This is a genomic window from Actinomyces sp. HMSC065F11, assembly GCF_001813085.1.
Taxonomy (GTDB): Bacteria; Actinomycetota; Actinomycetes; order Actinomycetales; family Actinomycetaceae; genus Gleimia; species Gleimia europaea.
This window is the reverse complement of the sequence record NZ_KV811470.1, coordinates 212,687-234,199: the sequence shown is the minus strand read 5'-3', so window position 1 is coordinate 234,199 and position 21,513 is coordinate 212,687. Positions and strand designations below refer to the sequence as shown.

At 57.0% G+C, this 21,513-nt stretch carries 15 protein-coding genes; 7 read left to right on the top strand and 8 right to left on the bottom strand.

The window, feature by feature from the left end; genetic code table 11:
* Positions 1-1,203, bottom strand: a complete 1,203-nt coding sequence (locus tag HMPREF2891_RS03525) for a TadA family conjugal transfer-associated ATPase (protein WP_233187607.1) — start codon at positions 1,201-1,203, stop codon at positions 1-3.
* Positions 1,204-1,285: 82 nt separating this feature from the next.
* Here HMPREF2891_RS03525 and HMPREF2891_RS03520 point away from each other — a divergent pair, with 82 nt between their 5' ends.
* Positions 1,286-2,353: a phosphotransferase gene (locus HMPREF2891_RS03520; RefSeq protein ID WP_070617902.1), complete on the top strand. Its 1,068-nt coding sequence runs from the start codon at positions 1,286-1,288 to the stop codon at positions 2,351-2,353.
* Here HMPREF2891_RS03520 and HMPREF2891_RS03515 read toward each other — a convergent pair.
* On the bottom strand, positions 2,325-5,942 hold the full coding sequence (locus HMPREF2891_RS03515; protein WP_070663883.1) for an ATP-dependent DNA helicase: 3,618 nt from the start codon (positions 5,940-5,942) through the stop codon (positions 2,325-2,327). The genes HMPREF2891_RS03520 and HMPREF2891_RS03515 overlap by 29 nt on opposite strands.
* Entirely contained in the window at positions 5,942-9,154 is a 3,213-nt protein-coding gene (locus HMPREF2891_RS03510) for a PD-(D/E)XK nuclease family protein (protein ID WP_070663882.1), read from the bottom strand. Before HMPREF2891_RS03510 ends, HMPREF2891_RS03515 begins: the two co-directional genes overlap by 1 nt.
* Before the next feature lie 107 nt (positions 9,155-9,261).
* Here HMPREF2891_RS03510 and HMPREF2891_RS03505 point away from each other — a divergent pair, with 107 nt between their 5' ends.
* On the top strand, positions 9,262-9,483 hold the full coding sequence (locus HMPREF2891_RS03505; protein ID WP_070617909.1) for a DUF3107 domain-containing protein: 222 nt from the start codon (positions 9,262-9,264) through the stop codon (positions 9,481-9,483).
* Positions 9,484-9,577: 94 nt separating this feature from the next.
* Here HMPREF2891_RS03505 and HMPREF2891_RS03500 read toward each other — a convergent pair whose 3' ends face one another.
* Positions 9,578-10,237, bottom strand: a complete 660-nt coding sequence (locus HMPREF2891_RS03500; RefSeq protein ID WP_083309307.1) for a ferritin-like fold-containing protein — start codon at positions 10,235-10,237, stop codon at positions 9,578-9,580.
* A gap of 243 nt (positions 10,238-10,480) precedes the next feature.
* On the opposite strand from HMPREF2891_RS03500, the gene HMPREF2891_RS03495 reads away from it, so the two are divergent.
* Positions 10,481-12,133 carry a DEAD/DEAH box helicase gene (locus HMPREF2891_RS03495; protein WP_070664238.1) on the top strand — a complete coding sequence of 551 codons (1,653 nt, stop codon included), beginning with the start codon at positions 10,481-10,483 and terminating at the stop codon, positions 12,131-12,133.
* 42 nt (positions 12,134-12,175) lie between these two features.
* On the opposite strand, the gene HMPREF2891_RS03490 is transcribed toward HMPREF2891_RS03495, so the two are convergent.
* Positions 12,176-13,024, bottom strand: a complete 849-nt coding sequence (locus HMPREF2891_RS03490) for a PHP domain-containing protein (protein ID WP_070663881.1) — start codon at positions 13,022-13,024, stop codon at positions 12,176-12,178.
* 64 nt (positions 13,025-13,088) lie between these two features.
* Between HMPREF2891_RS03490 and HMPREF2891_RS03485 the strand changes: the two genes are divergently transcribed.
* A complete protein-coding gene (locus HMPREF2891_RS03485) occupies positions 13,089-14,612 on the top strand; it encodes an aminopeptidase P family protein (RefSeq protein ID WP_070617919.1) in 1,524 nt (507 codons plus the stop codon).
* 87 nt (positions 14,613-14,699) lie between these two features.
* Here the strand turns inward: HMPREF2891_RS03485 and HMPREF2891_RS03480 are convergent, their stop codons facing one another.
* Entirely contained in the window at positions 14,700-15,482 is a 783-nt protein-coding gene (locus tag HMPREF2891_RS03480) for a general stress protein (protein WP_070617922.1), read from the bottom strand.
* Between the two features lie 238 nt (positions 15,483-15,720).
* Between HMPREF2891_RS03480 and HMPREF2891_RS03475 the strand changes: the two genes are divergently transcribed.
* On the top strand, positions 15,721-16,992 hold the full coding sequence (locus tag HMPREF2891_RS03475) for a magnesium transporter MgtE N-terminal domain-containing protein (RefSeq protein WP_070617925.1): 1,272 nt from the start codon (positions 15,721-15,723) through the stop codon (positions 16,990-16,992).
* A gap of 10 nt (positions 16,993-17,002) precedes the next feature.
* On the top strand, positions 17,003-17,542 hold the full coding sequence (locus HMPREF2891_RS03470; protein WP_034506615.1) for a DUF1003 domain-containing protein: 540 nt from the start codon (positions 17,003-17,005) through the stop codon (positions 17,540-17,542).
* Between the two features lie 117 nt (positions 17,543-17,659).
* Here the strand turns inward: HMPREF2891_RS03470 and HMPREF2891_RS03465 are convergent, their stop codons facing one another.
* Positions 17,660-19,621, bottom strand: coding sequence for an acyltransferase family protein (locus HMPREF2891_RS03465; RefSeq protein ID WP_186822281.1), 1,962 nt, complete (start codon positions 19,619-19,621; stop codon positions 17,660-17,662).
* A gap of 92 nt (positions 19,622-19,713) precedes the next feature.
* On the opposite strand from HMPREF2891_RS03465, the gene HMPREF2891_RS03460 reads away from it, so the two are divergent.
* Positions 19,714-20,841, top strand: coding sequence for an Mrp/NBP35 family ATP-binding protein (locus HMPREF2891_RS03460; protein WP_370870619.1), 1,128 nt, complete (start codon positions 19,714-19,716; stop codon positions 20,839-20,841).
* A 108-nt stretch (positions 20,842-20,949) separates the two neighbouring features.
* Here HMPREF2891_RS03460 and HMPREF2891_RS03455 read toward each other — a convergent pair whose 3' ends face one another.
* Positions 20,950-21,450: a twin-arginine translocase TatA/TatE family subunit gene (locus HMPREF2891_RS03455; RefSeq protein ID WP_070663880.1), complete on the bottom strand. Its 501-nt coding sequence runs from the start codon at positions 21,448-21,450 to the stop codon at positions 20,950-20,952.
* Between the last annotated feature and the right edge of the window lie 63 nt (positions 21,451-21,513).

The window sequence follows — 21,513 nt, the reverse complement described above, 5'->3', positions numbered from 1 at the left end:
TCACGCGAACGCCTCCTGGAACTGGTTCGTTGCAGACGATAGTTTCTTAGAAACCAGATCACTCCCGTTCCATTCGAAAAGTGTGGCCGCTGAGATAACACTTCCGTTAGCACCTTCAACGCGCACGATCTCTTGCACGTGACGCCTGCCGTCCCCGTCTCGCACCACGTGTACAACCAAATCGATGGAGCTACCAACCGTCGGAATGACGAACGCGGAAGTGACATTCTCGCCGGCAAGTAGCGGCAACAGGCAAAGCTTGCGTAACGCCTCACGAGCCGTGTTTGCGTGAATAGTTGAAAGGCCCGGAATACCCGCGTTCAAAGAGAGCAGCATGTCGAGCGCTTCAGCGCCGCGCACCTCGCCCACCACGATTCGATCTGGACGCATACGAAGCGACTCGCGCACCAGGTCTCGAAGCTTTACCTCGCCGTGGCCCTCAATGTTGGCCGAGCGGGTTTGCATCGCAACACAGTCTCGGTTGGGCAGGTTGAGTTCGAATACTTCCTCACACGTGATGACGCGCTCTCGCGGCGGGATTTCTCTGGCGAGTGCGCGCGCAAGCGTTGTCTTGCCCGCCTGGGTTGCCCCAGCGACCAGCACGGTGGCGCCATCTTGGACAGACTCGGACAGAAACCGCGCGGCCTCTTGCGTGAGGGAACCAGCTTCTACCAAATCCCACAGCGAACGGTCCAGGTGCAGATGCTTACGAATGTTGAGCGACCATTCGCGACCCGCAACTGGAGGGATCACCACGTGCAGCCTCTCCCCACCCGGGAGCATTGCATCCACAAATGGAGCAGACAGGTCCAGCCGCCTACCAGAATGGTGCAGCATCCGTTCAACGAGGTCCTTCACGTCCTCGGAACTTAATATCACGGGTGTCAGCTCAGACTGTCCGCGTCTTGCCACAAACACTTTTGACGGCGAGTTTACGTAGAGCTCTTCAACCTCGGGATCATCAAGATACTTTTGGAGCGGGCCGTAACCGCCAATATCGGCCATAAGAGCGGTAGTTACGGCCTGGCGTTCTTCTTCATCATCAACGGTGTAAACATCAAACGAGCGGTCCACAATGCTACGAAGCATCTGCGAGTTCGTAACCGGGTCAAAACCGGCGTCAGCAACCGCCCGGCGTACCCACTCACCCCGTGCACCCTGCGACATTGCGGTCATGCGTCCTCCACCTGTTTTGGTAGACATAAAGTACCTGATAGCCAACGGTAAATACACATGCCCGATCAAAATGTGGATAACTGGGCGTTAGGGCCTTACGGTAGTATCTGTGAGTTTTCAAATTTCCCCTCTCGTTCTTGCCGCACACGCAACCGCAGCAATGCCCGGCCTCAAGATCGTTGGTTTGACCGAGCCGTACGATAATGACGGATCGATGGCACGCCAGGGCGTGGTTGACACGCAGGGTAATCGTTGGGTGATTTGCACACCTCTGACTGACCAAGCAGGGGCAGATATTCAAGCCCAATCAACACTGCTACGCATTCTGCACCGCTCTTACGAGAAGGGCTTTTTGCCGTTTGATGCTCCTGTTCCCGTGGCAAACAAGAACAGCGCGGACGTGCGCGTGATCGTGCACCCTCAAATGCGGGGCAAGCCGGGCTCTTGGGAAGACATGGAAGACTCCCAAATGCTTGTGCGTTCCATGGCTAAATCCATCGCGGCCCTGCACAACCTGCCCGCTGAGGCGATTGAGTTCACCGGGTTGCCCGTTTATTCAGCCGCAGAAGTACAAGCGCGGCTACGTCGCCTACTTGAGGAGGGCGTGGCAGCCAGCACGCTGCCTCCAAATCTGTTTGAGCGTTGGGACAACGCCCTGAACGATGAGAGCTTGTTCCGATTTGAGTGTGTTCCCGTGCACGGAGATTTGGGGCCCGATTCTTTCCTCTGTTCGGCCAACACGGTGTCTTCAGTTTCCGCATTCGCTTCAGCTCATCTGGGCGATCCCGCTGAAGACCTGGCATGGATTCTGTCTGCATCTGCGCATACGCAAGACGAGTTCTTGACTGCATACCGTGATTCACGCAAAGGCGAGTCGGACCTGCATATTTTGACGCGCGCCAGCCTGTGGGCAGAACTTGCCCTATTGCGATGGCTGTTGCACGGCAAGCGGACCGACGACGAGGCCGTGATTGCTGACGCCAAGCAGATGCTGAAAGATTTAGCTAACGAAGTTGGCGATGACGCTTTGGTGCCTGGGCACGCTCATAGCGCCCAGGAGGACACCCCGTTCGACCTGCGGGTAATTGACGAGGTGTTGCCAGCTACCACGCAGGTCGATCCGAACGCTCCTACGGTTAATCTCAGTACTATTTTGAATCGTGAGGATGAGGACTAAAACTGTTTACAAGTTGATCCCACTGCTGCTCGAAGTTGTAATCTCCGAGGAGTTTTTCCAGGTCCTCTAGACGGAGTATCCGCTCGCTCGGCTGCGTGTCTGGGCCTCCGAGGAAGACCAAAACAGCATCTATTTGCGACTGGTCCACGCCCTTTTGTTTGGCCAGAGCTCGCCGATAGATCTCAAGCTGCGTGGCGTACTGGCGCAGATACGGGTTTTTAGCTCCTAGTTTGGGTGGAGCACCGGTCTTCCAGTCCAGGACCACCCATTTGCCATCGCGGTTAAGGACCACGTCGTAACGACCACGGATAGTTACCCCGCTCTTGGTGTAGGCAAAATCCGCCTCAACGGCGTGAACGCCTTCGGGGTTGTTCCCCACCACTTCCCTGGCGCGCTTAGTGAGTTGCTCGAACAACTTTTTCTCAGCTCCAGTCAGACTCTGCATGTCGCCACTGTCACCACTGTCCGCTACCGAATCGATATCTGTTAGCGGCTTGTTAGTTGTGGGCTCAAGAGCATCGTCGAGTTGACCTGCTTTGGCCAGCCACTGCTCCGCCCAGTTGTGGAATGCCGTTCCAATTTGGGCGGCCTTGCTTGGCTCATGCGGGATGGGCCGGCGAACCTGCATCGCATAGCGGTAAGGATCGTCCAGTAGTCCAAACGCTTGTGTGGCATTCAGCCGGTCTATTTCGATCACAGGAGCCGGAGTGCGAGGGCTATTTTGTCGTGTTATTGCGTCTCGCGCTGAGTGAACAAGTGTTGCAATTTCACCGTTATTGCCACCCGCTCCGCTTTCGACAGTTTTTAGGAGATCGTCAATTAGCGCATCAAAATCAGTGTTCTCATCTGACTCTTGATAGTACATTTCCATAGCCCGATTCACGGCTTGTGCCGCGCCGGTAATGAGCTGCCGCGATTTAGAAGGCATGGCCGGGAAGACAGCCTGATCCGTGAGGCATTCTTCTGGCTTAGTGGCATCTTCTAGCTTCAACACCACCGGCTGCGGGATCTCTTCTCCAGCCTCAGCTACGAGGTCTTCTACAGTAACCGGAATGGCCAGCGGCTCTGAAGCTTCGGATTTACCCTGCACCATTTGCATGAGGTAACGCGAAGGCACCAACTGGGTTTGACCCGCATACCAGGAGCCCGACAGCACAAGCTCATCTGATGCTCGCGTCCAAGCGACATACGCGAGGCGGCGAGCCTCAGCCAGTTCATGCAGGCTTAGTTGCAGACGATATTCATCGAAGGTTTCCTCTACTCCAACAACATCTAGGCCCGTCATCTCGGGAAGGGTAGGCAAAATGACCCTGCCCTCATGAGTACTATCGAGGCGCAGACTGTACGGGATCTCTCCCAGCTCCGACGTCCAGCCACTGGATGGTTGGATAGCAGGCAACGGTCCGTTTAAATCAACGGTTTGTTTAAGCGCAGCATTTCGGGCATCGACCACGCCGGGGAAATCTGATTCTGTTAGGCCAACCACTACAACCTTGTCCCATTCCAAACCTTTTGCTTGGTGAATGGTTAGCAGTAGCACTACCCCTTCATCGGGTTCGCTAACAGGCGCTTCCAACCTCTCTTCTGTCTCGAGGGTGGTGTCTATCCATTCCAGGAAATTCTTCACCGAAGCATACGGAGTTTCGGCTTCGTAATTGGCAGCGAAATCAATGAATGCGTCTATTGCGATTTCACCCTGGTTGTCAAACGGATCAGACGCAATGTCCAGGTCAAGGTCAAAAATCTTGACCACCTTCGAGATGAGTGTGGTTACGCCGGCATCCATGTGTTCGCGGACAAGGTCGAGGCGTCTAGCTAGGAGGCTCACACGACTATACGCTTCAGGACTGAACCCTTGCCTACCACGCTTTTTCCATCCAACCGTTGGAGGTGTCAGGACCGCGTCGAGCAGAAACTCAACGCGCAGATCCGCACCCGCTTCCGGTTTGTCAGTGTTGGCCTTCGCTCTATCCACGTCACTAACAATGGTTTCGGGATCTCCAGCATCAGATATTCGCTGTTTGCCTTGTTCTCTAGCCCAGTCCCACAGGATCTTTATATCTGCGGAAGACAGGTCAAGGTTTGCAACCAGACGCATCACAGCCGCACCATTGTCAGGCACTGCGAGGGAGCGCATGACAGCAACAATGTCAGTTACCGCCGGCTCTGTTAGAAGGCCCCCAACACCCACAATCCGCGCATTCACGCCCAGCTTTTGAAGCTGAGCATAAAGGGGTGCAAAGAACTTTCGTTTGCGCGACAAGATCGCAATCGATGGCTGTTTCTGACCGGCCGGCACGTTTTCTTGCCAGCGCTTGATAAGACGCGCAACCAGTTCGAACTCCTCGTCGCGCGTGGATGGGAACATGTACTTCACTACGCCGCGCCCCGGGTGTTTTGGATTGGCACGCAGGCTCTGCATTTCGATTTGGCTTGCCAAATCCATGTGTGCAAAGGCTTCTTCTCGTGCTTGGGTTTCAACCTTGTCGGCATTAGAAACCACGTTTGCGGCTTCCAAAATGGCAGGCCAGTTACGCCACGCATCGCGAAGCTCAAGCACCCCGCCTCGGCCCTGCGTGTCAAAATAGGGCAAGAACATTGAAAGCGAAGCCGCTGACGCACCACGCCAACCGTAAATCGCCTGGTTTGGGTCCCCGACCGCAGTGGCGGCAGTATCTCTAAACAGGCTGGAGAACAGCTGGAGCTGACCAACCGAAGTGTCCTGGAATTCATCCAATAGAACAGCGCGGTATTGGTCACGCAGTTCAGCGCCGATGGTCGGATTCGCGTCAATAATTTGGCGAGCCAACGCCAACTGATCCGTGAAATCAATCAGATCGTGTTCGCGCTTGTAATCCCAATATCGCTGTACCAGAGGCATCAATAGCGCTTTGTCTTCCATGCGCGTCACAAAACTCTTTGCCGAGGCTGGAAGTGCCGTGCGTTGTCTTCCAGTGGCGCCCGTCCCCGGGCCCGCAGATTTAATGGCTGCCGCAACACGTTCAAAATCTTGTGCGGCCCGGGCAGGAACAACTTGATGCTCGGTCAGGCTTTGCGAAAGAGACAGTATGGCATCTCGCATGGTCGAGGCCTTCGCTCCCTGTGGTAGCGGCCCGGTGTATTCCTGCAAAAGACGCTCAACTACCTGCCACGCACGAGCTTCGCTGAGTTGGATTACGGACGGGCTTACCCCGATTTGAAGGCCGTACTCGCTAACTAGATTCTTTGCAAACGAGTTGTAAGTAGCAACGGTTGGTTCCAAGCCGATCGTGTCTGCTTCCCCAAGTAGTCCCGCTTTTCGCATCAAATCAAGCTGCCGCAGGATACGTTCGGTGAAGTTCGCGGTTGCTTTACGCGTGAAAGTGAGGCCAAGAATTGAATCAGGCTCAAGGCCGTCACGATACATGAGGTAGAGGGCACGCAGCGACATCACTTCGGTTTTTCCAGACCCGGCGCCGGCAACCACGAGAGTGGGAACGCTGTCAGTTTCAACTACTTTGGCCTGGTCCGGCGAAAGCATGATCTTCTTCTGTCCCGGTTCAAGCTGGGCATTAAGAGTCTCTACAAACTCCATTGCATTGAGTGTCACTACAGGGTCCTCCTTCCTTCATCTTGGGCTGGGCAAATGTTTTTCACCGGACAACTTCGACATATATTCGCGTTCGGTGTTGCTAGGAAGGTATTTCCTGCCGCTATTTCCGCAGCAAGTTTTATGGCCTCTGCCAGTCGCTCTCGCTGATCTGAAACAACCGGGTCACTATCCTTGCGTTCACCCTTGTTAAAGAGGGAATGTTGGATGTACTTGTCTGGAGATTTTTCCCTAAGTGCTAGTAAACGAGCCTTCTGCACGTTCTCACCGCGAGCGTTCAGCGCGAACTGATAAGCTGCCAGTTGCAGGTGGTTCTGCGTTTCTTTTTGTGATGGGACTCTGCCCGTCTTGATGTCTGTAACGACTACACCATCTTCAGTGTGTTCGAGCCTGTCGATTCGGCCCGCGATGCGCAGTTTGGTTCCACCAATATCAACAACTTGCGCAAACGGGTGCTCGATGTCGACCGTCTTGCCCTTCCAAGCTTCGAGATAGTCGGCAAGCTTCTTGACCTTCTCTAATGTGCTTTCATATTCAGCCATGCCAAGGGAAGTCTCTCGGTCGAAATACTCGTCATCCCAGAGCTCATCCAAGTGCGATTTAAGTTCTTCAAAGTCTGCTTCGGACCATTCTTCTGCCAACTTGTGGACCAGATTTCCTGTCAAGATCGCCTCACTTGCAGGCACTGAACCACCGTGGCGCGTCAAGAACCATTTGGCAGGACAATCAATCAGGGTCTCAATTTGTGAGGGCGAAAGCGTAACCATCTGCTTAGACTCATCTGCCGTGGGAGTGAGCCCACCGACACCATTCCACACGCGCGGATTAGCTTGGTCTATGCCCGCTAAAGCAAGTAGTGCGAGGAGGCTTGCATACAGGTGGGCATCGTCTTCTACTAGGCGTTGCGCTAGCTTTTGGCGTAGCGTACCCACCAGTGATCGCGTATCGATGCCTGACGGCACCGGGGTTACCGGAAGGTGGTATCCGTCAATCAGAGGAGTTCCTACCCATTTAGCTAAGCGGTAGACGAATTGAGAGGGAACGTCATCCTCATTTTGCACTGCCGATACATGCAAGGCGGATTTGGCCCTCGAAACCGCTGCTGCGAGCTGGCGATACTCCTCGGTTAACCTAGCCTTCCTTCTCGCCCTCCCCGTATTCCATGATTTTTGATTTGCCCACTCGTGCGGGCTCAGGGAGCGCAACTGTGCGATGTCGCCAGCCTGACTCAGCTGGTCACGAAGAGCTAAGTTTGGCCAAGTGCCATCTTGCATTGAGGCCAAGTAAACGACGTCCCACTCCTGCCCCACGGCCTCAGATACCGTCAAGATCTGCACGCCAATGGGCCGCTTGCCTGTCTGTGCAAGAGTGTCTGTGGGCAAACGCTGCGAAAGGAACTCACTGGAGAAATGCTCCGCACTCGCTCCCGGATTACGTTGTTGCCACACGTCCGCGCTTCTAAACAGCGACACTACGGCGTCCAAGCGCTCATCAAACACGGCCGAGTCAGTGCCCGGCCGAATAGCGCGCTGACGCCATTCCTCAGTGATATCTGCTAGTTCCCAAAGCTCCCACAGGGCAATCTGCGGGCTTTCACTACGGACCTTACGCCCAAGTTTTAGCAGGTCGAATGCCTTTGTGACATCATCTAGTACTTCTGCCAGGCCAACTTTGCGGACGTATTCTTTCAACGCCTGGACCTCGGGCTTATCAGAAGCGAGGTCCTCACACATTTGCAGGACCGACTTTACGTCCGCATCAATACGCGCCCGGTACACATCGCTTAGTTTGCGTAGCTTGGCTGTATGAGCGTTTACTAGTGGGCTTCTAAGTAGCCGGTCAAAAAGCTCAAAATCAGTAGGGCCAAACGGATCTGAGCTGAGCAGCAAAAGCAAGATCGAGGTAGTTTGATTTGCCGCATACACCGTTGCGCGGCTTCGAATGGTGCTCTCAATACCATTACGCATCAAACTGAAATGTAGGCGCTTCACATCCGCACTATTGCGAGTGATAACGACCTGCCGATCCAGTGGCACGGATCTGCTGATACCGGGACCACGCCCCAATTGGTAGCGCGTAATCATGCGAGCAATCGCATTGGCCTCCTGCGCAGCAGAACCGTAGGTATTAACTGAAAGACCAGAGCTATCCTCTCTAGAATCAACCGCGCCCATTAAACGATGGCGCGCATCATGGCGGACAGTGGTCTGCTCCGAAACTCGTTGCACGACAGCTCTAAGTGTCTGGTTTCCTCTGTGCGTAGGTCCAAGGTAAAAGCTCTTTGCCCCTAGTCGATCTGCAAAGCGAACATCCAGATGAGGCTCACCACCGCGATACACCGAGACAGCGACATCAGAGTCTGCGGTCACCACAACCCGTGTTCCAACCGCGTGTAGCGCTTCGAGCAAACTTAGCGTTGCCCGCGTACAATCCTGCAGGTCATCGACCACTACCGCCGCAGGTGCACCCAGATTGGCCACCACTGCCTCACTGCCAGCGTCCTCGTGCCAACGGGTTATGATCTGTGCCGCCCGCTCTTGCAATTCGGCAGATTCAAAGTGGCTCACAGTATCACCGGATTCACGCAAGGACTGCTCCTGCCAGATCTGCATGAGGCGCCCGGTTGCCACCCAAATTCCGCGCTCTAAATCGCGGCCCACGCTCTCTAGTTTGTGACCGTCCCAGCCGGCCTCACGTGCCCTGGCCATGAGGTTGCGAATCTGCATGCGAAACTCGGGCATCCCCAAAGCGTCATTCAACGATTCTGGCCACTCCACCAGCTGCGCTTCGATGGCTTCGGTCAGTGCCAAGTCTTCCTGCGCGCCCGTTAGCAACTGCGGGGCCGGCTGCGGGTCCTTGCGTTCTACATACCACTTCGACACGAACGAATACGCGAGCGCAACCGGCGTGCGTACAGGCCGCACAATTCCAGGCAGAGCATGCTCCCCCGCGCTTTGTAGCAGATCTACACGCAGCCTGTCCGGTGCCAAAATAAACACATCACCGCCCAACTTTTCACGTAACTGGTGCGCAACTTCGATAGCCACTGACGTGCGGCCAGAGCCTGGGCAACCGCGGATAACTGCCGGCCCGTCATGGCTGACCACTTGATGAACCACTTCTCCGTTCGCCTGGTCAAGCACTCCGAAATCTGCGGGACGGCCAAGAGCAAGCCGCACCTCGCTACAAGTTTGCGCGCGATTTGTTGTCATGGTTGTATTCCACCACAGGGGTCGGACAAAAGTTTTGAAAGTGGCATCGCCCGTCGCGAAAGTGCCTCGTTATGCCTACGATAGGAACAAACGACGATAGGAAAACTATGATCATTCAGATTGGGATTACCGGCGTCACGCGCGAGCTCTCTTTCGAAGTGAAGATGAGTGAGGACGAGCTGTTTGGCAAAGTTCGCGAAGCGCTGGAGGGAAAGACGAACCTTGAGTTCACCGACGCGAAAGAACGCCGCGTCATCATTCCAAGCGACAAACTCGGTTACGTCCTCGTAGCTGAATCTAAGCGCGGGCCGGTGGGCTTCACCGTATAACAACGCCAATCGAAAACGGTCGGACCAAAAGCGAGGTCCGACCGTTTTCGATGCAAGCGTTTTCACGCGCGAGGCCGCCTGGCCTCCGCCCCATCTAGGCGTGCAAGTGCACGGCGGAGAGGCGCTCCTTGTGAGCCTTGGAGACACGATCCATTAGCTCATCCGCATCGGTTCCCGAAATGATCTCCGGGTTGGTGAACAAGAACGCGCGCACAAGCGAGAGGGCCTCGCCCCCCACTCGTCTGGTCCATAAAGACAGACGTGCCTCAAGCTGTTTATCAGCTGCAACGGCCGGCTCAAGACGTTCTCGAACCCAATCACCATGGCCAAAATCGTTTACGTCTTTCGCGTATTCTTCCTGCCCCTGTAGGTGCGCGATTTCGCGTAACGCGTCCGTGAAAATACCGATAGCAACATACGTCTTTGTCATGCGCTCCCACCACGTGGTTGGGCGCAAGCGCGCATCAATATCATCCAAAAGGCCCTCGTATGGCGCGATGGCCTCGGCAATATCTATGTCAGAGCGCTCGGCAACTTTACATACGTACTTGAAGTTCTCCCACGCTTTACCCGACATGTTCGCCATGTCTACGTGCTCCCAAGCTTTTGGCGCCTGGTCACCATCCTTTGCAAGACGAGTTTGCGCCGCAATCGCCGCGTAAGCTCCGATGCCCAACAAGTTCTTATAAGAATCGTTACTAGCAATCAAAGTAGCCTCCAAAGCCTTAGCCCCTTTGCGAAGTTTCCATTCCATACTACGTTGAGGACCCAAAAAGTAACCGGTTTGGGACGAGTTTTACACCGCCGCACACTGCTTAGTGATCAACGGCACTAAACGCGCGCGCCCCAAAAATACTGCTACCCTGAAGAAGAACATGCCGTTCGCACCGGAATGGTTTTTGGCACGCAAAAGATTTTTCTTTAATGAATTGCGCGAGCGGTACCACACCTACTTTCACTTTGTTGAGGCTCCCAGGGCGTGCAGGCGAGCTCCAAAGTGAGAAAGACTCACGCTACTTTGCTTGACAAAACTGAAGACACTAAAACCTACTCTGCCGGCGTTGTAAACCTTGAAGGCGTTGCCCTTCCAGAACACACAGATGAAGCGAAAGCTGACATCGAAGGCGACGTCACCAAAGAAGAATTAGCGCAAAAAACATTTGCCGATTTTGGTGTGGCCGCAGATTTCGCGGAGGCACTGGCCAAAAAGGACATTACCTACCCGTTCCCTATCCAGGCTCTGACACTACCCGTCGCTTTAGGCAAGCGCGACATCATCGGCCAAGCCAAAACCGGAACCGGTAAGACCCTCGGCTTTGGCCTGCCCCTCCTCATGCACGTTGTGCGCCCCGACGACCCGGACTACGCGAACAAAGTGCACTTCCCGGGCCTTCCCCAGGCCCTCGTAATCCTGCCCACGCGCGAACTGTGTAAGCAGGTGACTCGTGACCTTCGCGAGGCGGGAGCTAACACCTCCATTCGCGTAACCGAAATCTACGGCGGTGCAGCCTTTGATCCCCAGATCGAGCAGCTCAAGAGGGGCACCGACGTCATTGTGGGAACGCCGGGGCGTCTCATTGACCTTATGAAACGCAAGGTCCTAAAGCTCACTAACGTGCACACGCTGGTGCTTGACGAGGCCGACGAAATGCTGGATCTAGGATTCCTCCCCGACGTAGAAGTCCTCATGTCGCGCGTTCCTGCGGACAGGCACGTCATGCTTTTCTCAGCCACTATGCCGGGCGAGGTGGTGGCACTGGCTCGCCGCTACATGCGTCAACCAACCCACATTCGCGCCCAGGATCCTGAGGATTCCTCTCCCACTGTTGCCAGCGTCAAACAAGTGATCTACAGGTGCCACGCCCTCAATAAACTCGAGGTTGTCTCGCGCATCCTGCAGGCACGCGGGCGCGGCCTCACCATCATTTTCACGCGCACTAAGCGCACCGCCGCATCAGTATCGCGAGACCTTGCATCGCGCGGCTTCGCCACCGCGGAGCTACACGGGGACCTCGGCCAGGGGGCTCGCGAGCAATCCATGCGCGCCTTCCGAAAAGGCAAGGTCGATGTGCTCGTAGCAACCGACGTGGCCGCGCGCGGCATCGACGTTGACGACGTCACACACGTGATCAACTACCAGTGCCCCGAAGATGAAAAGACCTACGTACACCGCATCGGCCGCACGGGCCGCGCTGGCGCATCCGGCACCGCTGTTACGTTCGTGGACTGGGACGACGTACCGCGCTGGCGCCTCATCTCTAACGCGCTGGGCCTAGGCGTGCCCGAACCACTGGAGACCTACCACACCTCCGAGCACCTCTACACCGACCTTGACATCCCCACGGACGTCACCGGCAGACTTCCCCGCAGTGAGCGCACGCGCGCCGGGCTTGAGGCAGAAGAGTTCGTTGATGTTTCTGGCAAGGGCGAGCGTGCCCGCGGACGGGGAACCCGCAGGTCCGGCTCACGTGGGAGAAGCGGACAAAAGCGCGAGCGCAAGCGCACCCGTCGCGGCGGCGCCGCCTCTCACAACTCGGGTGAACGCAAATCAAGCCGAAGCAAATCAGCCGATCCTGCGCGGGGCAAAGCCAGGGAAAACCAAGCTCCCCGCCGCAAACGCACCCGCACGCGCAAGAACTCAGCCGAGTAAGCGCAAGCGCAGCAAAACGCCTGCCACCGATACTTAAGGCCGCTAGGGCCACAGAATCGAGAGCCTTCCTTGGCTCTCGATTTCTTGTATCACCTCAACAGGCGTGGTGTTCTCCCCCAACCGGTTGGGCTTACCCGTGCCGTGATAGTCAGAAGAACCCGTCACCAGCAAATCGCGCTCGCGGGCCACCTGCAGCAGAAACTCCTGATCCTCGGCCGGATTGTCGCGATGGCGCACTTCGAGGCCGGCCAAACCGGCCTCGACCATGTTGTAAATCGCCTCCATGGGAAGCACCTTTTGGCGGGCACGAGCCCGCGGATGCGCAATGATGGGAACTCCACCTGCTGCCCGCACTTTTTGTACAGCCACAACGGGGTCCTCCGCCCACAAAAATTGATAGTAGGGGCCGCGCGGGTGCAGTACCTGCGCGAACGCCTCATCTCGCGTGGAAAACGAGCCCGCCCTGATCAGCGCGTCTGCAATATGCGGGCGTCCCACCACGCGCACGTCTCCGCCGGTCCCCTCAACCACGTCATCCCAAGTAATCGGATAGTCCTGCGAGATTTTCTCAACCATGATCTTCGCGCGGTCACGCCGTGACTGCAGCACCTTCTGGCTGGCTTCAACCAGCGCGGGATCTTGCGGATCATGCAGGTAGCTCAACAAGTGAACCGTTATCCCCTGCCAGGCGCAAGACATTTCCATACCGCGAAGCAGAGCAACACCGGCTGCGCGAACTTCGCCCGCAGCTTCTCTATGACCGGTGGTGACATCGTGATCGGTAAGCCCCACCATGTCCAGCCCTGCATCGGCGGCCCTGCGCATCAGTTGCGCGGGCGTGTCCGTCCCATCCGAATGATTTGAATGAGTGTGCGGATCTATCTTCAACATGCCTCCAGCTTAAGCGGCCCTCTAGCGGGATGACTATTGACCAGCAAAGTTAGACAATAGGCACATGAGTGAAAAAGAATCAGTAGAACAATCCATGGCCGCGCGCGGCAACAACCGTTCGCGTCGCCCCAACTCGCAAGCATTCAAAGACTTCATTGGCACTAACTGGGGGCCACGTTCATTCGAATTGCCGGCCCGAGCAGAGGTTGCTGACTATTTGCAGGCCCGTCACGACCTCGTTGGCGAAGCTTTTAAAGGCGAGCGCCTAGTTATCCCCGCCGGTGGATTGAAGGTGCGTAGCAACGACACGGACTACAGATTCCGCGCTCATTCCTCATTTGCTCACATGACGGGCCTAACGGGAGAACTTGAACCGGACTCAGTTGTAGTGCTTGAACCCACCGAAGAAGGATCCGCTCACACGCATGAGGCCGTTCTTTACTTTAAGCCGCGTGCCTCACGCTCATCCGAGGAGTTCTACGCGGACTCGCGCTATGGCGAATTCTGGGTGGGGGCACGCCCCTCATTAGAAGAGATGGAGGCGCTCACCGGCCTGAAAGTGCGTCACATTGATACACTTCGCGACTCGCTTTCAAAGGACGCCGGACAGGTTTCCTTGCGCGTTGTGCGCGAGGCCGACGCCAACATGACCGCCCTGGTTGACGAGATCCGTCAGCAAGTGGGCCTACCCCACGGCAACGACGCGCAGGCAATCGATGGTGCCCTCCAGCAACAGCTCTCTGAAATCCGTTTGAAGAAGGACGCGTGGGAGCTTCGCGAAATGCAAAAGGCTGTCGACGCCACTAAGGAAGGCTTCGAGGAAATCATCAAGCAGCTTCCGCGCGCCACCAACCATCCGCGCGGTGAACGCGTTGTGGAGGGAGCATTTGGTGCTCGCGCCCGCGAAGTGGGCAACGGCCTGGGTTACGACACAATCGCAGCGTCGGGTAACCACGCAAACACGTTGCACTGGATCGATAACAACGGTGAAGTAAAAAACGGCGACCTGATCCTGGTTGACGCCGGCATTGAGCTCGACTCACTCTACACCGCAGATATCACGCGAACGATGCCGGTTAGCGGAAAGTTCACGCCGGTGCAGGCAAAGGTTTACAACGCTGTACTGGACGCGTGTGAGGCTGCACTGACCGTAGCGAACAAGCCGGGCGCTCGCTTCCGCCACGTGCACGAAGCCGCGATGGAGGTCATTGCCCAGCGCTTGGAAGAGTGGGGCATCCTGCCTGTTCCAGCTGCAGAATCGCTGAAAGTAGAGTCCCAACTTCACCGCCGTTGGATGCCGCACGGAACCAGCCACCACCTCGGTTTGGACGTGCACGACTGCGCGCAGGCAAGGCGCGAAATGTACCTGGATGCAGTGCTGGAGCCCGGCATGGTGTTCACCATCGAGCCCGGCCTTTACTTCCGCGCTGACGACCTCGCAATTCCCGAAGAATACCGCGGTATTGGCGTGCGTATTGAAGATGATGTTGTTGTGAACGAGGACGGCTCTGTCACGCGCATTTCGGAGGATATTCCCCGCACGGTAGCTGACGTTGAGGCCTGGATTGAGCGGGTGCAAAACTCCTAGAACCCCCGATAACGTCTGTTCAAAAAGACTTCAGGCAAATAAAAATTGCGGCCAAGCGGCCGCAATTTTTATTTGCCTCTACCCGGCTTACCGGTTCGGGTTATCATTTGACTCGCCCGGCTGGCCTGCAGAGTCACTCGACTCCGATTCGGGCACCTCGCCGTAAGCAGGCTCTGCCGCATCTGCCACGCCCGCGCTTTCAGACGCTGCCGGTGCTGGTGTCGCCGACTCTGGGCCGCCGACACCAGACTGCATGCGCGCCTGGTGGGCTTCACGCTCGCTTGGGCTGAGGCGCACGCCGTACTTAGGTTGCTCTCCGGGGCGTGAGCCGAAGGCGCTCGGCTTAGACAAGTCCTCGACAGGACGGGTCGGCTGGGGATCGCGAGTCAGGTTGCCCGGGGTGCCTCGCAAAACTTGGCGGAACTCACCGGCTCCCTCTTTCGCTAAAATTGCGTAACGCGCGGCAACCACTTGCGTTGCCGACGTGAAATCACGCTTGCCCCGGCTCAGCGCATACGGCACCGACGCTAGTGACATTCCAAACACGGCGCCCATAGCCATGCCAACGATAACGATCGCAAGCGAAGCATTGGGAGCCCAAAGCGCAGAAAACAAGCCAATAAACAGACCCAGCCAGATGCCGGAGAGGAAGCCATCCCACAGTACTTTTCCCCAAGTCAGGCGTCCTGTGATGCGCTCTACCAACTGCAGGTCCGTGCCCACGATCGCGAGGCCGCGCACATCGTAAGCCTCGTCAGACAGGTGATCGACGGCCGCCTGGGCTTCCGCGTAGGTGCGGTAAGAGGCCACCTCCGTGCCCTGCGCAGGAGTTGGCAAGCCGGTAGCAGAAATTGCTTCAATACGTTTCATACCTTTACTTTTGCAGATTAATCTGCATGTTGCCTTATCAAGTGCCAACTTTTCACTATGAGATGAACCCTTTGGCACTTGTCAGCCTGCTAGCGCCTCAAAGCGGTGCCGGAAAGCTCATGATGGCTAGGTCGCGGCAGTCAGAACCCGGATTTATTAGAAGACCTGGGAGGTGAGTGTGTCGCTTCCCATCGCGCGGCCGGCGCCGCTTTCGGCCGCGCTCAGCTACCCTTGAAGTGTGAGCACTTCAGAGCACAAACTCGCCCCGCGTGGCATACGCGTATTCGTAGGAAAAGTTGCTGGAACCGGCGTTTTTGACCCCATCGGAGACCAGGTGGGGCGCATTTATGACGTCGTTTCCATCATGCGAGTGAATCGCGCACCCGACGTGGTGGGCTTTGTTGTGGAGGTTTCAAACCGACGCCGCGTTTTTGTTCCAATCTCGCGCGTCACCGCCATCGAACCGGGTGCGGTTATCACCACGGGCCTGCTGAACATGCGCCGTTTTACCCAGCGCGAGGCCGAAACGCTCATCATCTCCCAATTGTTTGACCGCGTGGTATCCATGCGCGATGGTTCAGGAGAGGTTCGCATTCGTGACGTGGGCATGGAACAACGGCTGCCTCGCGAATGGCGAGTAACGGAACTATTCGTAGAACGCGTTACCAAATCAACGTTTGGTTTTAAACGCGCGGGCGAGAGCATGCTGGTGTCCGTTTCCGACGTGACGAAACTGTCCACCCAGGTTGGTGTTCAGGACGCCACCAGCCTTATCGCGTCCACGCATGACATGAAGGCCGCAGACCTCGCTGACATTATTCGCGACCTTCCCGAAGAACGCATGTACGAGGTAGCCTCACAGCTTTCCGATGAGCGCCTCGCTGACGTGTTGGAAGAGCTCCCCGAGGATGACTCGGTGGCGATCCTCGAACGGCTCCAGGCGAAGCAAGCCGCAGATGTGCTCGACGTGATGCAGCCGGATGACGCCGCCGACCTCATCTCTGAGCTAGCGCCCCTAACCGCGCAGAACTTGCTTAACCTCATGGAGCCCGAAGAGGCCGAGGACGTGCGCCGACTCATGCGCTATGACGATGACACTGCCGGTGGCCTTATGACCACCGAGCCCGTGATTTTGCCGCCGGACGCAACTGTGGCCCAGATGCTGGCAAACGTGCGAAACAAAGACATTCCACCCGCCCTCGCCGCCATGGTTATTGTTGCGAGGCCGCCGCTAGAAACTCCTACGGGCAAGTTCATTGGCGTGGTACATATTCAGCGGGCACTACGCGAACCACCGCAATCGCTACTCGGAACTATCGTGGATACCGACATCGAAACAGTTGATCCGCAGCGTTCCATCCGGTCGATCACCAAAACGCTTGCAATGTACAACCTGACGGCCGTTCCGGTAGTGGATGAGCACGGGCACGTACTGGGCGCTATTTCGGTTGACGACGTGCTCGATAACCTATTGCCAGAAGACTGGCGCGATCTGGATGACGAGTTTTAAGGGGGTTTGAATGGCTGAGCGACTAGATACTCCGCTAACCAGGCGACGTTGGCTACCGCGTATCAACCTTGAATCCGAGGGCGTAGGGCGCGTAGCTGAAGCTATCGCCCGCTTCTCTGGTACCCCGCAGTTCCTCATCTACCTAACTATCTTCGTGTTCGCGTGGCTGGGGTGGAACACGTTTGCTCCGGCTCACCTGCAGTTCGACAAGGCCGAGCTCGGGTTCACTGCCCTCACATTGATGTTGTCCCTGCAGGCCTCCTATGCGGCTCCTCTGATTTTGCTTGCGCAGAACCGCCAAGATGACCGCGACCGCGTTACTGCCGAACAAGACAGGCACCGCGCCGAGCGTAACCTTGCCGACACCGAGTACCTCACGCGCGAGATCGCGGGATTACGTCAGGCCTTGGGCGACGTTGCTACCCGCGACTTTGTACGCTCTGAGATCCGCGACCTGCTAGAAGAGATTTTTGAACACGACCTTGCTCGCGATAAGTTGCGCGAGACACAAGAAAGCGACGAGGTTAAAGAAGCTGACGCGGATCAGTAGCCGCACACTTGAGCGATAACCGTTGCCCGCGATGGTAAGCGGGAATAACGGGCGGCGCTCAAACGCACGCGCGAATGACTACCCGCGACTCTTAAAATCAACTCCGCGACTTGCTAACTACTCTTCGGATGGATCTGCATCCGGCTGGCTAAAGCTGGCAAGCGCATCTACAACGGTCTGAGCGAAAATCTTCGCGCCGTCATCATCTGGATGCACGTAGTCGGAAGCCAGCAGGTCAGTGTGATCGCGAATCGCGGCGTTCCAGTCCGCTACCCGCACAACATCGGAATGCTTCTGAGCGAACTCGCGAATGAGGCTCGCCGACGGTTCAACCCAAGTGGTTCGCGCGGGCCCAAAACCAGTTACGAGAACGAGGCGCCGATCCGGCCCGATGGTTTTTAGCATGTCATCAAGCTGGCCCAGGTCCACCGGTCCGTTGGTGGCCAGAGCAACCACCACGTACGTGCGCAGTGATCCGTCCTCGGCAGCGGCATGCATGAGGTCAATGCCCTGGTACACCCAGCGCGACACCTCTGCATCAATCTGCACGCCCGGTAGCAATTCTTGAAGGTGCGCGGCCGAAGCCACCGTCACGGAGTCGCCGTAAACCACTGTGTTCTCCCCCGTAGCAGGGCTCAACGTCGGCTCCGGCTCTTCTGTGGGAGCCTCTGTTGGGGCCTCCGTAGGTTGAGAGCCGCCCTGCAACGCATGCTGGCCACGCTCCACAGCAATCTGCGCCTGCGTTTTCTCGGGCGCCGAAAGTAAGAAACCAAGTACGGTGCCAACCACCACAACAGCGACGAGACCGGGCGCCATGATCCGGCGGTAGCTTTGCCACTGCGGAGCCTTCGGCATTGGCGTGGAAGGGTCGATCAAGTCCCACGAGGGGCCGAGCCACCGCTTAATAGTTGCGCCAATCCCCTCTTGCCGCATGGGAACCTCAACGTATCGATACGAGAGGGTAGCGGCCAACACCGACCCGGCAATAACGATCAGCGCAATCAGTATCACGGGTGCGGCCGGCAGCATCTTGCCGGCGATTACCCACAGCGGCCAATGCCACAGGTAGATCCCATATGAGCGCTCCCCCAGCCACACCAGGGGGCGCGCGTCCAACAGGTTTGCGAGGAGGTGGCCGGGCCCGCCCGCCTCGTCAATCTGCGGAAGGAAGCCCTGAATCAAACCCAGGGTAGCCACCACCGCGATGAGAGTGCCCCACGGGTACACCCACGCGCGGTCATCGGGAATGAGGAACCAGGTGCTCACGATGATGGCAAGGCAAATCCATGCGAGGAGGCCGCGCAACCACTTTTGCCACCCGGCCGCAACCTTGTCCGGCATGCCCATCGGGTCGGTTGCCACCATTGCGAGGGCCGCGCCGAGCATCAGGCCAAAAGCGTGCGAATCCGTACCCTGGTAGGCGCGCGTGAACTCGGTTGTACCCGAAACCCAAAAGGCCATCAAACCGGCCGAAATTACCGCGAGTGTCAAGGGCACCGCAGGGCGCCACTTGGGGGGCAAGAACAAAATGCCCACCACCGCTAGCGGCCACAAAAGATAAAACTGCTGTTCCACAGCCAAGGACCACACGTTTGTCCATAAATGTGGCTGTGCCTGGTTGAAATAGGAAACGCCCTGCGAGATTTCCACCCAGTTGTATGAGAACGTGAGGACGCCTACGAACTGCGGCAAAATGCCCACCAGCAGATCGCGATTCAAAAGGCCGGCAACGATCAGGGTTATCACCGACATCAGCCCCACTGCGGGGAGCAGGCGGCGAATGCGGCGCAACCAGAACGACTTCAAGTTGATGCCGCCAAATCGCTGATTTTCGCGGATTAGGAGGGCAGTAATCAAAAATCCAGAGAGGACGAAGAACACGTCTACGCCCAAGAAGCCACCAATCGCCACTCCTGGAATCAGGTGGTAAGCGAGCACTGCAGCGGCCGCGAGCGCGCGTAGCCCGTCCAGTCCGCGAACTCGCCGAGCGGGGGTGCGCGCCTCGGGTCGGCGTGGAGCTTGCAACTCCTGCTTGCCCATTACGGCCGACGCTTGTTTGCGCACTGGTACACCATTCACCTATTGCAACCCGCCTCGTAAACTAATAGCCCCGAGATTTTCTTGACTCTTAGACTAACCCCGTAAGGCATCCCATCCATGGACCGACTAGTATGGCGTGTATGAGTATCCTTACAGAAGAACAGGTGCGCGAAGCGCTCAGTTCCGTCATTGACCCTGAAATTCAGCGGCCAATCACCGAGCTGAACATGGTGGGAGATATCGAAATTGACGGCGGCAATGTGATCGTCAACATTTTGCTCACCACCGCGGGTTGTCCGCTTAAGCACACCATTAACGAGCAAGTTGAGAAGACCCTTTCTGCCCTCGAAGGCGTGACCGGTGTGCGCGTCATCATGGGCGCCATGAATGAGGAGCAGCGCAAGGCTCTACGCGAACAGCTAAACGGCGGCGTTGAGGAACGCGAGATTCCATTCGCCCAGCCCGGCTCACTAACGCGCGTCATTGCGGTGACCTCGGGGAAGGGCGGAGTTGGAAAGTCCTCCGTAACCGCAAACCTCGCAGCGGCAATGGCAAAGCAAGGTTTGAAGGTTGGCGTGGTTGACGCCGACATTTATGGTTTTTCAATTCCTCGCATGATGGGCGTTGAACACGAACCGCAGGTTATTGACGGCATGATCATTCCGCCTATTGCTAACGGCGTTAAGGTCATGTCGATCGGCATGTTTGTGCCGGATGGCCAGGCAGTTGTGTGGCGCGGCCCCATGTTGCACCGCGCAATCCAACAGTTCCTTGCAGACGTGTTCTGGGGCGACCTAGATGTGCTTCTGCTTGACCTTCCGCCGGGCACGGGCGACGTTGCCATCTCTATCCCGCAGCTTCTGCCCACGGCTGAGATCCTGGTTGTAACCACGCCGCAACTGGCCGCAGCCGAGGTTGCCGAGCGCGCCGGATCCATCGCGGGTCAAACTCGCCAGCGCGTTGTTGGCGTAGTGGAGAACATGTCTTACCTGCCCCAGCCTGACGGCACGCACCTGAACCTATTTGGTGAGGGCGGCGGATCTACCGTTGCGGCGCGCCTATCCAGCGCTCTTGGCTACGAGGTGCCGCTACTTGCACAGATTCCGCTAGATGTGGACCTGCGCGAAGGCGGAGACGAGGGCAAGCCCGTTGCCCTGTCCGAATCGCCCGCATCGACCGTGCTGAATGACCTTGCCGCAAAGCTTGGCAAGCATGCACGCGGCCTTGCAGGGCGCCAGCTGGGTGTAACTCCCAAATAAGACCGGCCCTAGATAAGCAAAAGGTGGTGGAGCAGTTCAGATGAGCTACTCCACCACCTTTATCCAAACTATTTTGATTCCGGGCGCGTAAATATGGCTACCCCGTGTCTATTTTCCGCGCTTCAGCGTCTTCGCCCTTGTCTTCATGGTTGGCGAGGATGAGGTGCGGATCCGCCTGGGTTTGACCGGCGCCGCAGGTGCGGGAGTCGGCCTGGCCTGAGTAAGCTGAACCCCCTCGGCCTTCGTTGCCGATTGCGCTGGCATCTTGCCGGTACCACTCGATTTAGGAGCGGACGGTCTAGATGAGGGCGGTATCGGGGAAAGCGGATTCATGAGCTTCTTCCACTCATCCATCTCCTCTTGCACGGCCTCGCGAATCAAACGACGCGGATCATACTGGCGCGGATCGAGCTTTGACAGATCAACCTGCTTGAAGTCATCCCCCATCTGATCATCCAGCGTAGCCCGCCACTTCGTGAGTTGTAGGCGCGTACTCTTCACAATGCGCGTCACGCCCTTTGCCACCGCCGGCATCCTCGAGGGGCCCACAACCAGCATGATGACCACAAGGATCACCAAGAATTCACCGCCACTGATTGAAAAACCCATAACCCCATTCTAATCGTGCACGAAACTATTAGCCCAAGACGATAAACTATACGCAACTGCGCA

Excerpts from the sequence above, each read along its gene's own strand:
- HMPREF2891_RS03480 (WP_070617922.1), bottom strand. The coding sequence starts at position 15,482 with ATGAAACGTATTGAAGCAATTTCTGCTACCGGCTTGCCAACTCCTGCG.
- HMPREF2891_RS03485 (WP_070617919.1), top strand. The coding sequence starts at position 13,089 with ATGAGTGAAAAAGAATCAGTAGAACAATCCATGGCCGCGCGCGGCAAC.
- HMPREF2891_RS03510 (WP_070663882.1), bottom strand. The coding sequence starts at position 9,154 with ATGACAACAAATCGCGCGCAAACTTGTAGCGAGGTGCGGCTTGCTCTT.
- HMPREF2891_RS03505 (WP_070617909.1), top strand. The coding sequence starts at position 9,262 with ATGATCATTCAGATTGGGATTACCGGCGTCACGCGCGAGCTCTCTTTC.
- HMPREF2891_RS03500 (WP_083309307.1), bottom strand. The coding sequence starts at position 10,237 with ATGGAATGGAAACTTCGCAAAGGGGCTAAGGCTTTGGAGGCTACTTTG.
- HMPREF2891_RS03490 (WP_070663881.1), bottom strand. The coding sequence starts at position 13,024 with ATGTTGAAGATAGATCCGCACACTCATTCAAATCATTCGGATGGGACG.
- HMPREF2891_RS03460 (WP_370870619.1), top strand. The coding sequence starts at position 19,714 with ATGGCGTGTATGAGTATCCTTACAGAAGAACAGGTGCGCGAAGCGCTC.
- HMPREF2891_RS03470 (WP_034506615.1), top strand. The coding sequence starts at position 17,003 with ATGGCTGAGCGACTAGATACTCCGCTAACCAGGCGACGTTGGCTACCG.
- HMPREF2891_RS03455 (WP_070663880.1), bottom strand. The coding sequence starts at position 21,450 with ATGGGTTTTTCAATCAGTGGCGGTGAATTCTTGGTGATCCTTGTGGTC.
- HMPREF2891_RS03525 (WP_233187607.1), bottom strand. The coding sequence starts at position 1,203 with ATGTCTACCAAAACAGGTGGAGGACGCATGACCGCAATGTCGCAGGGT.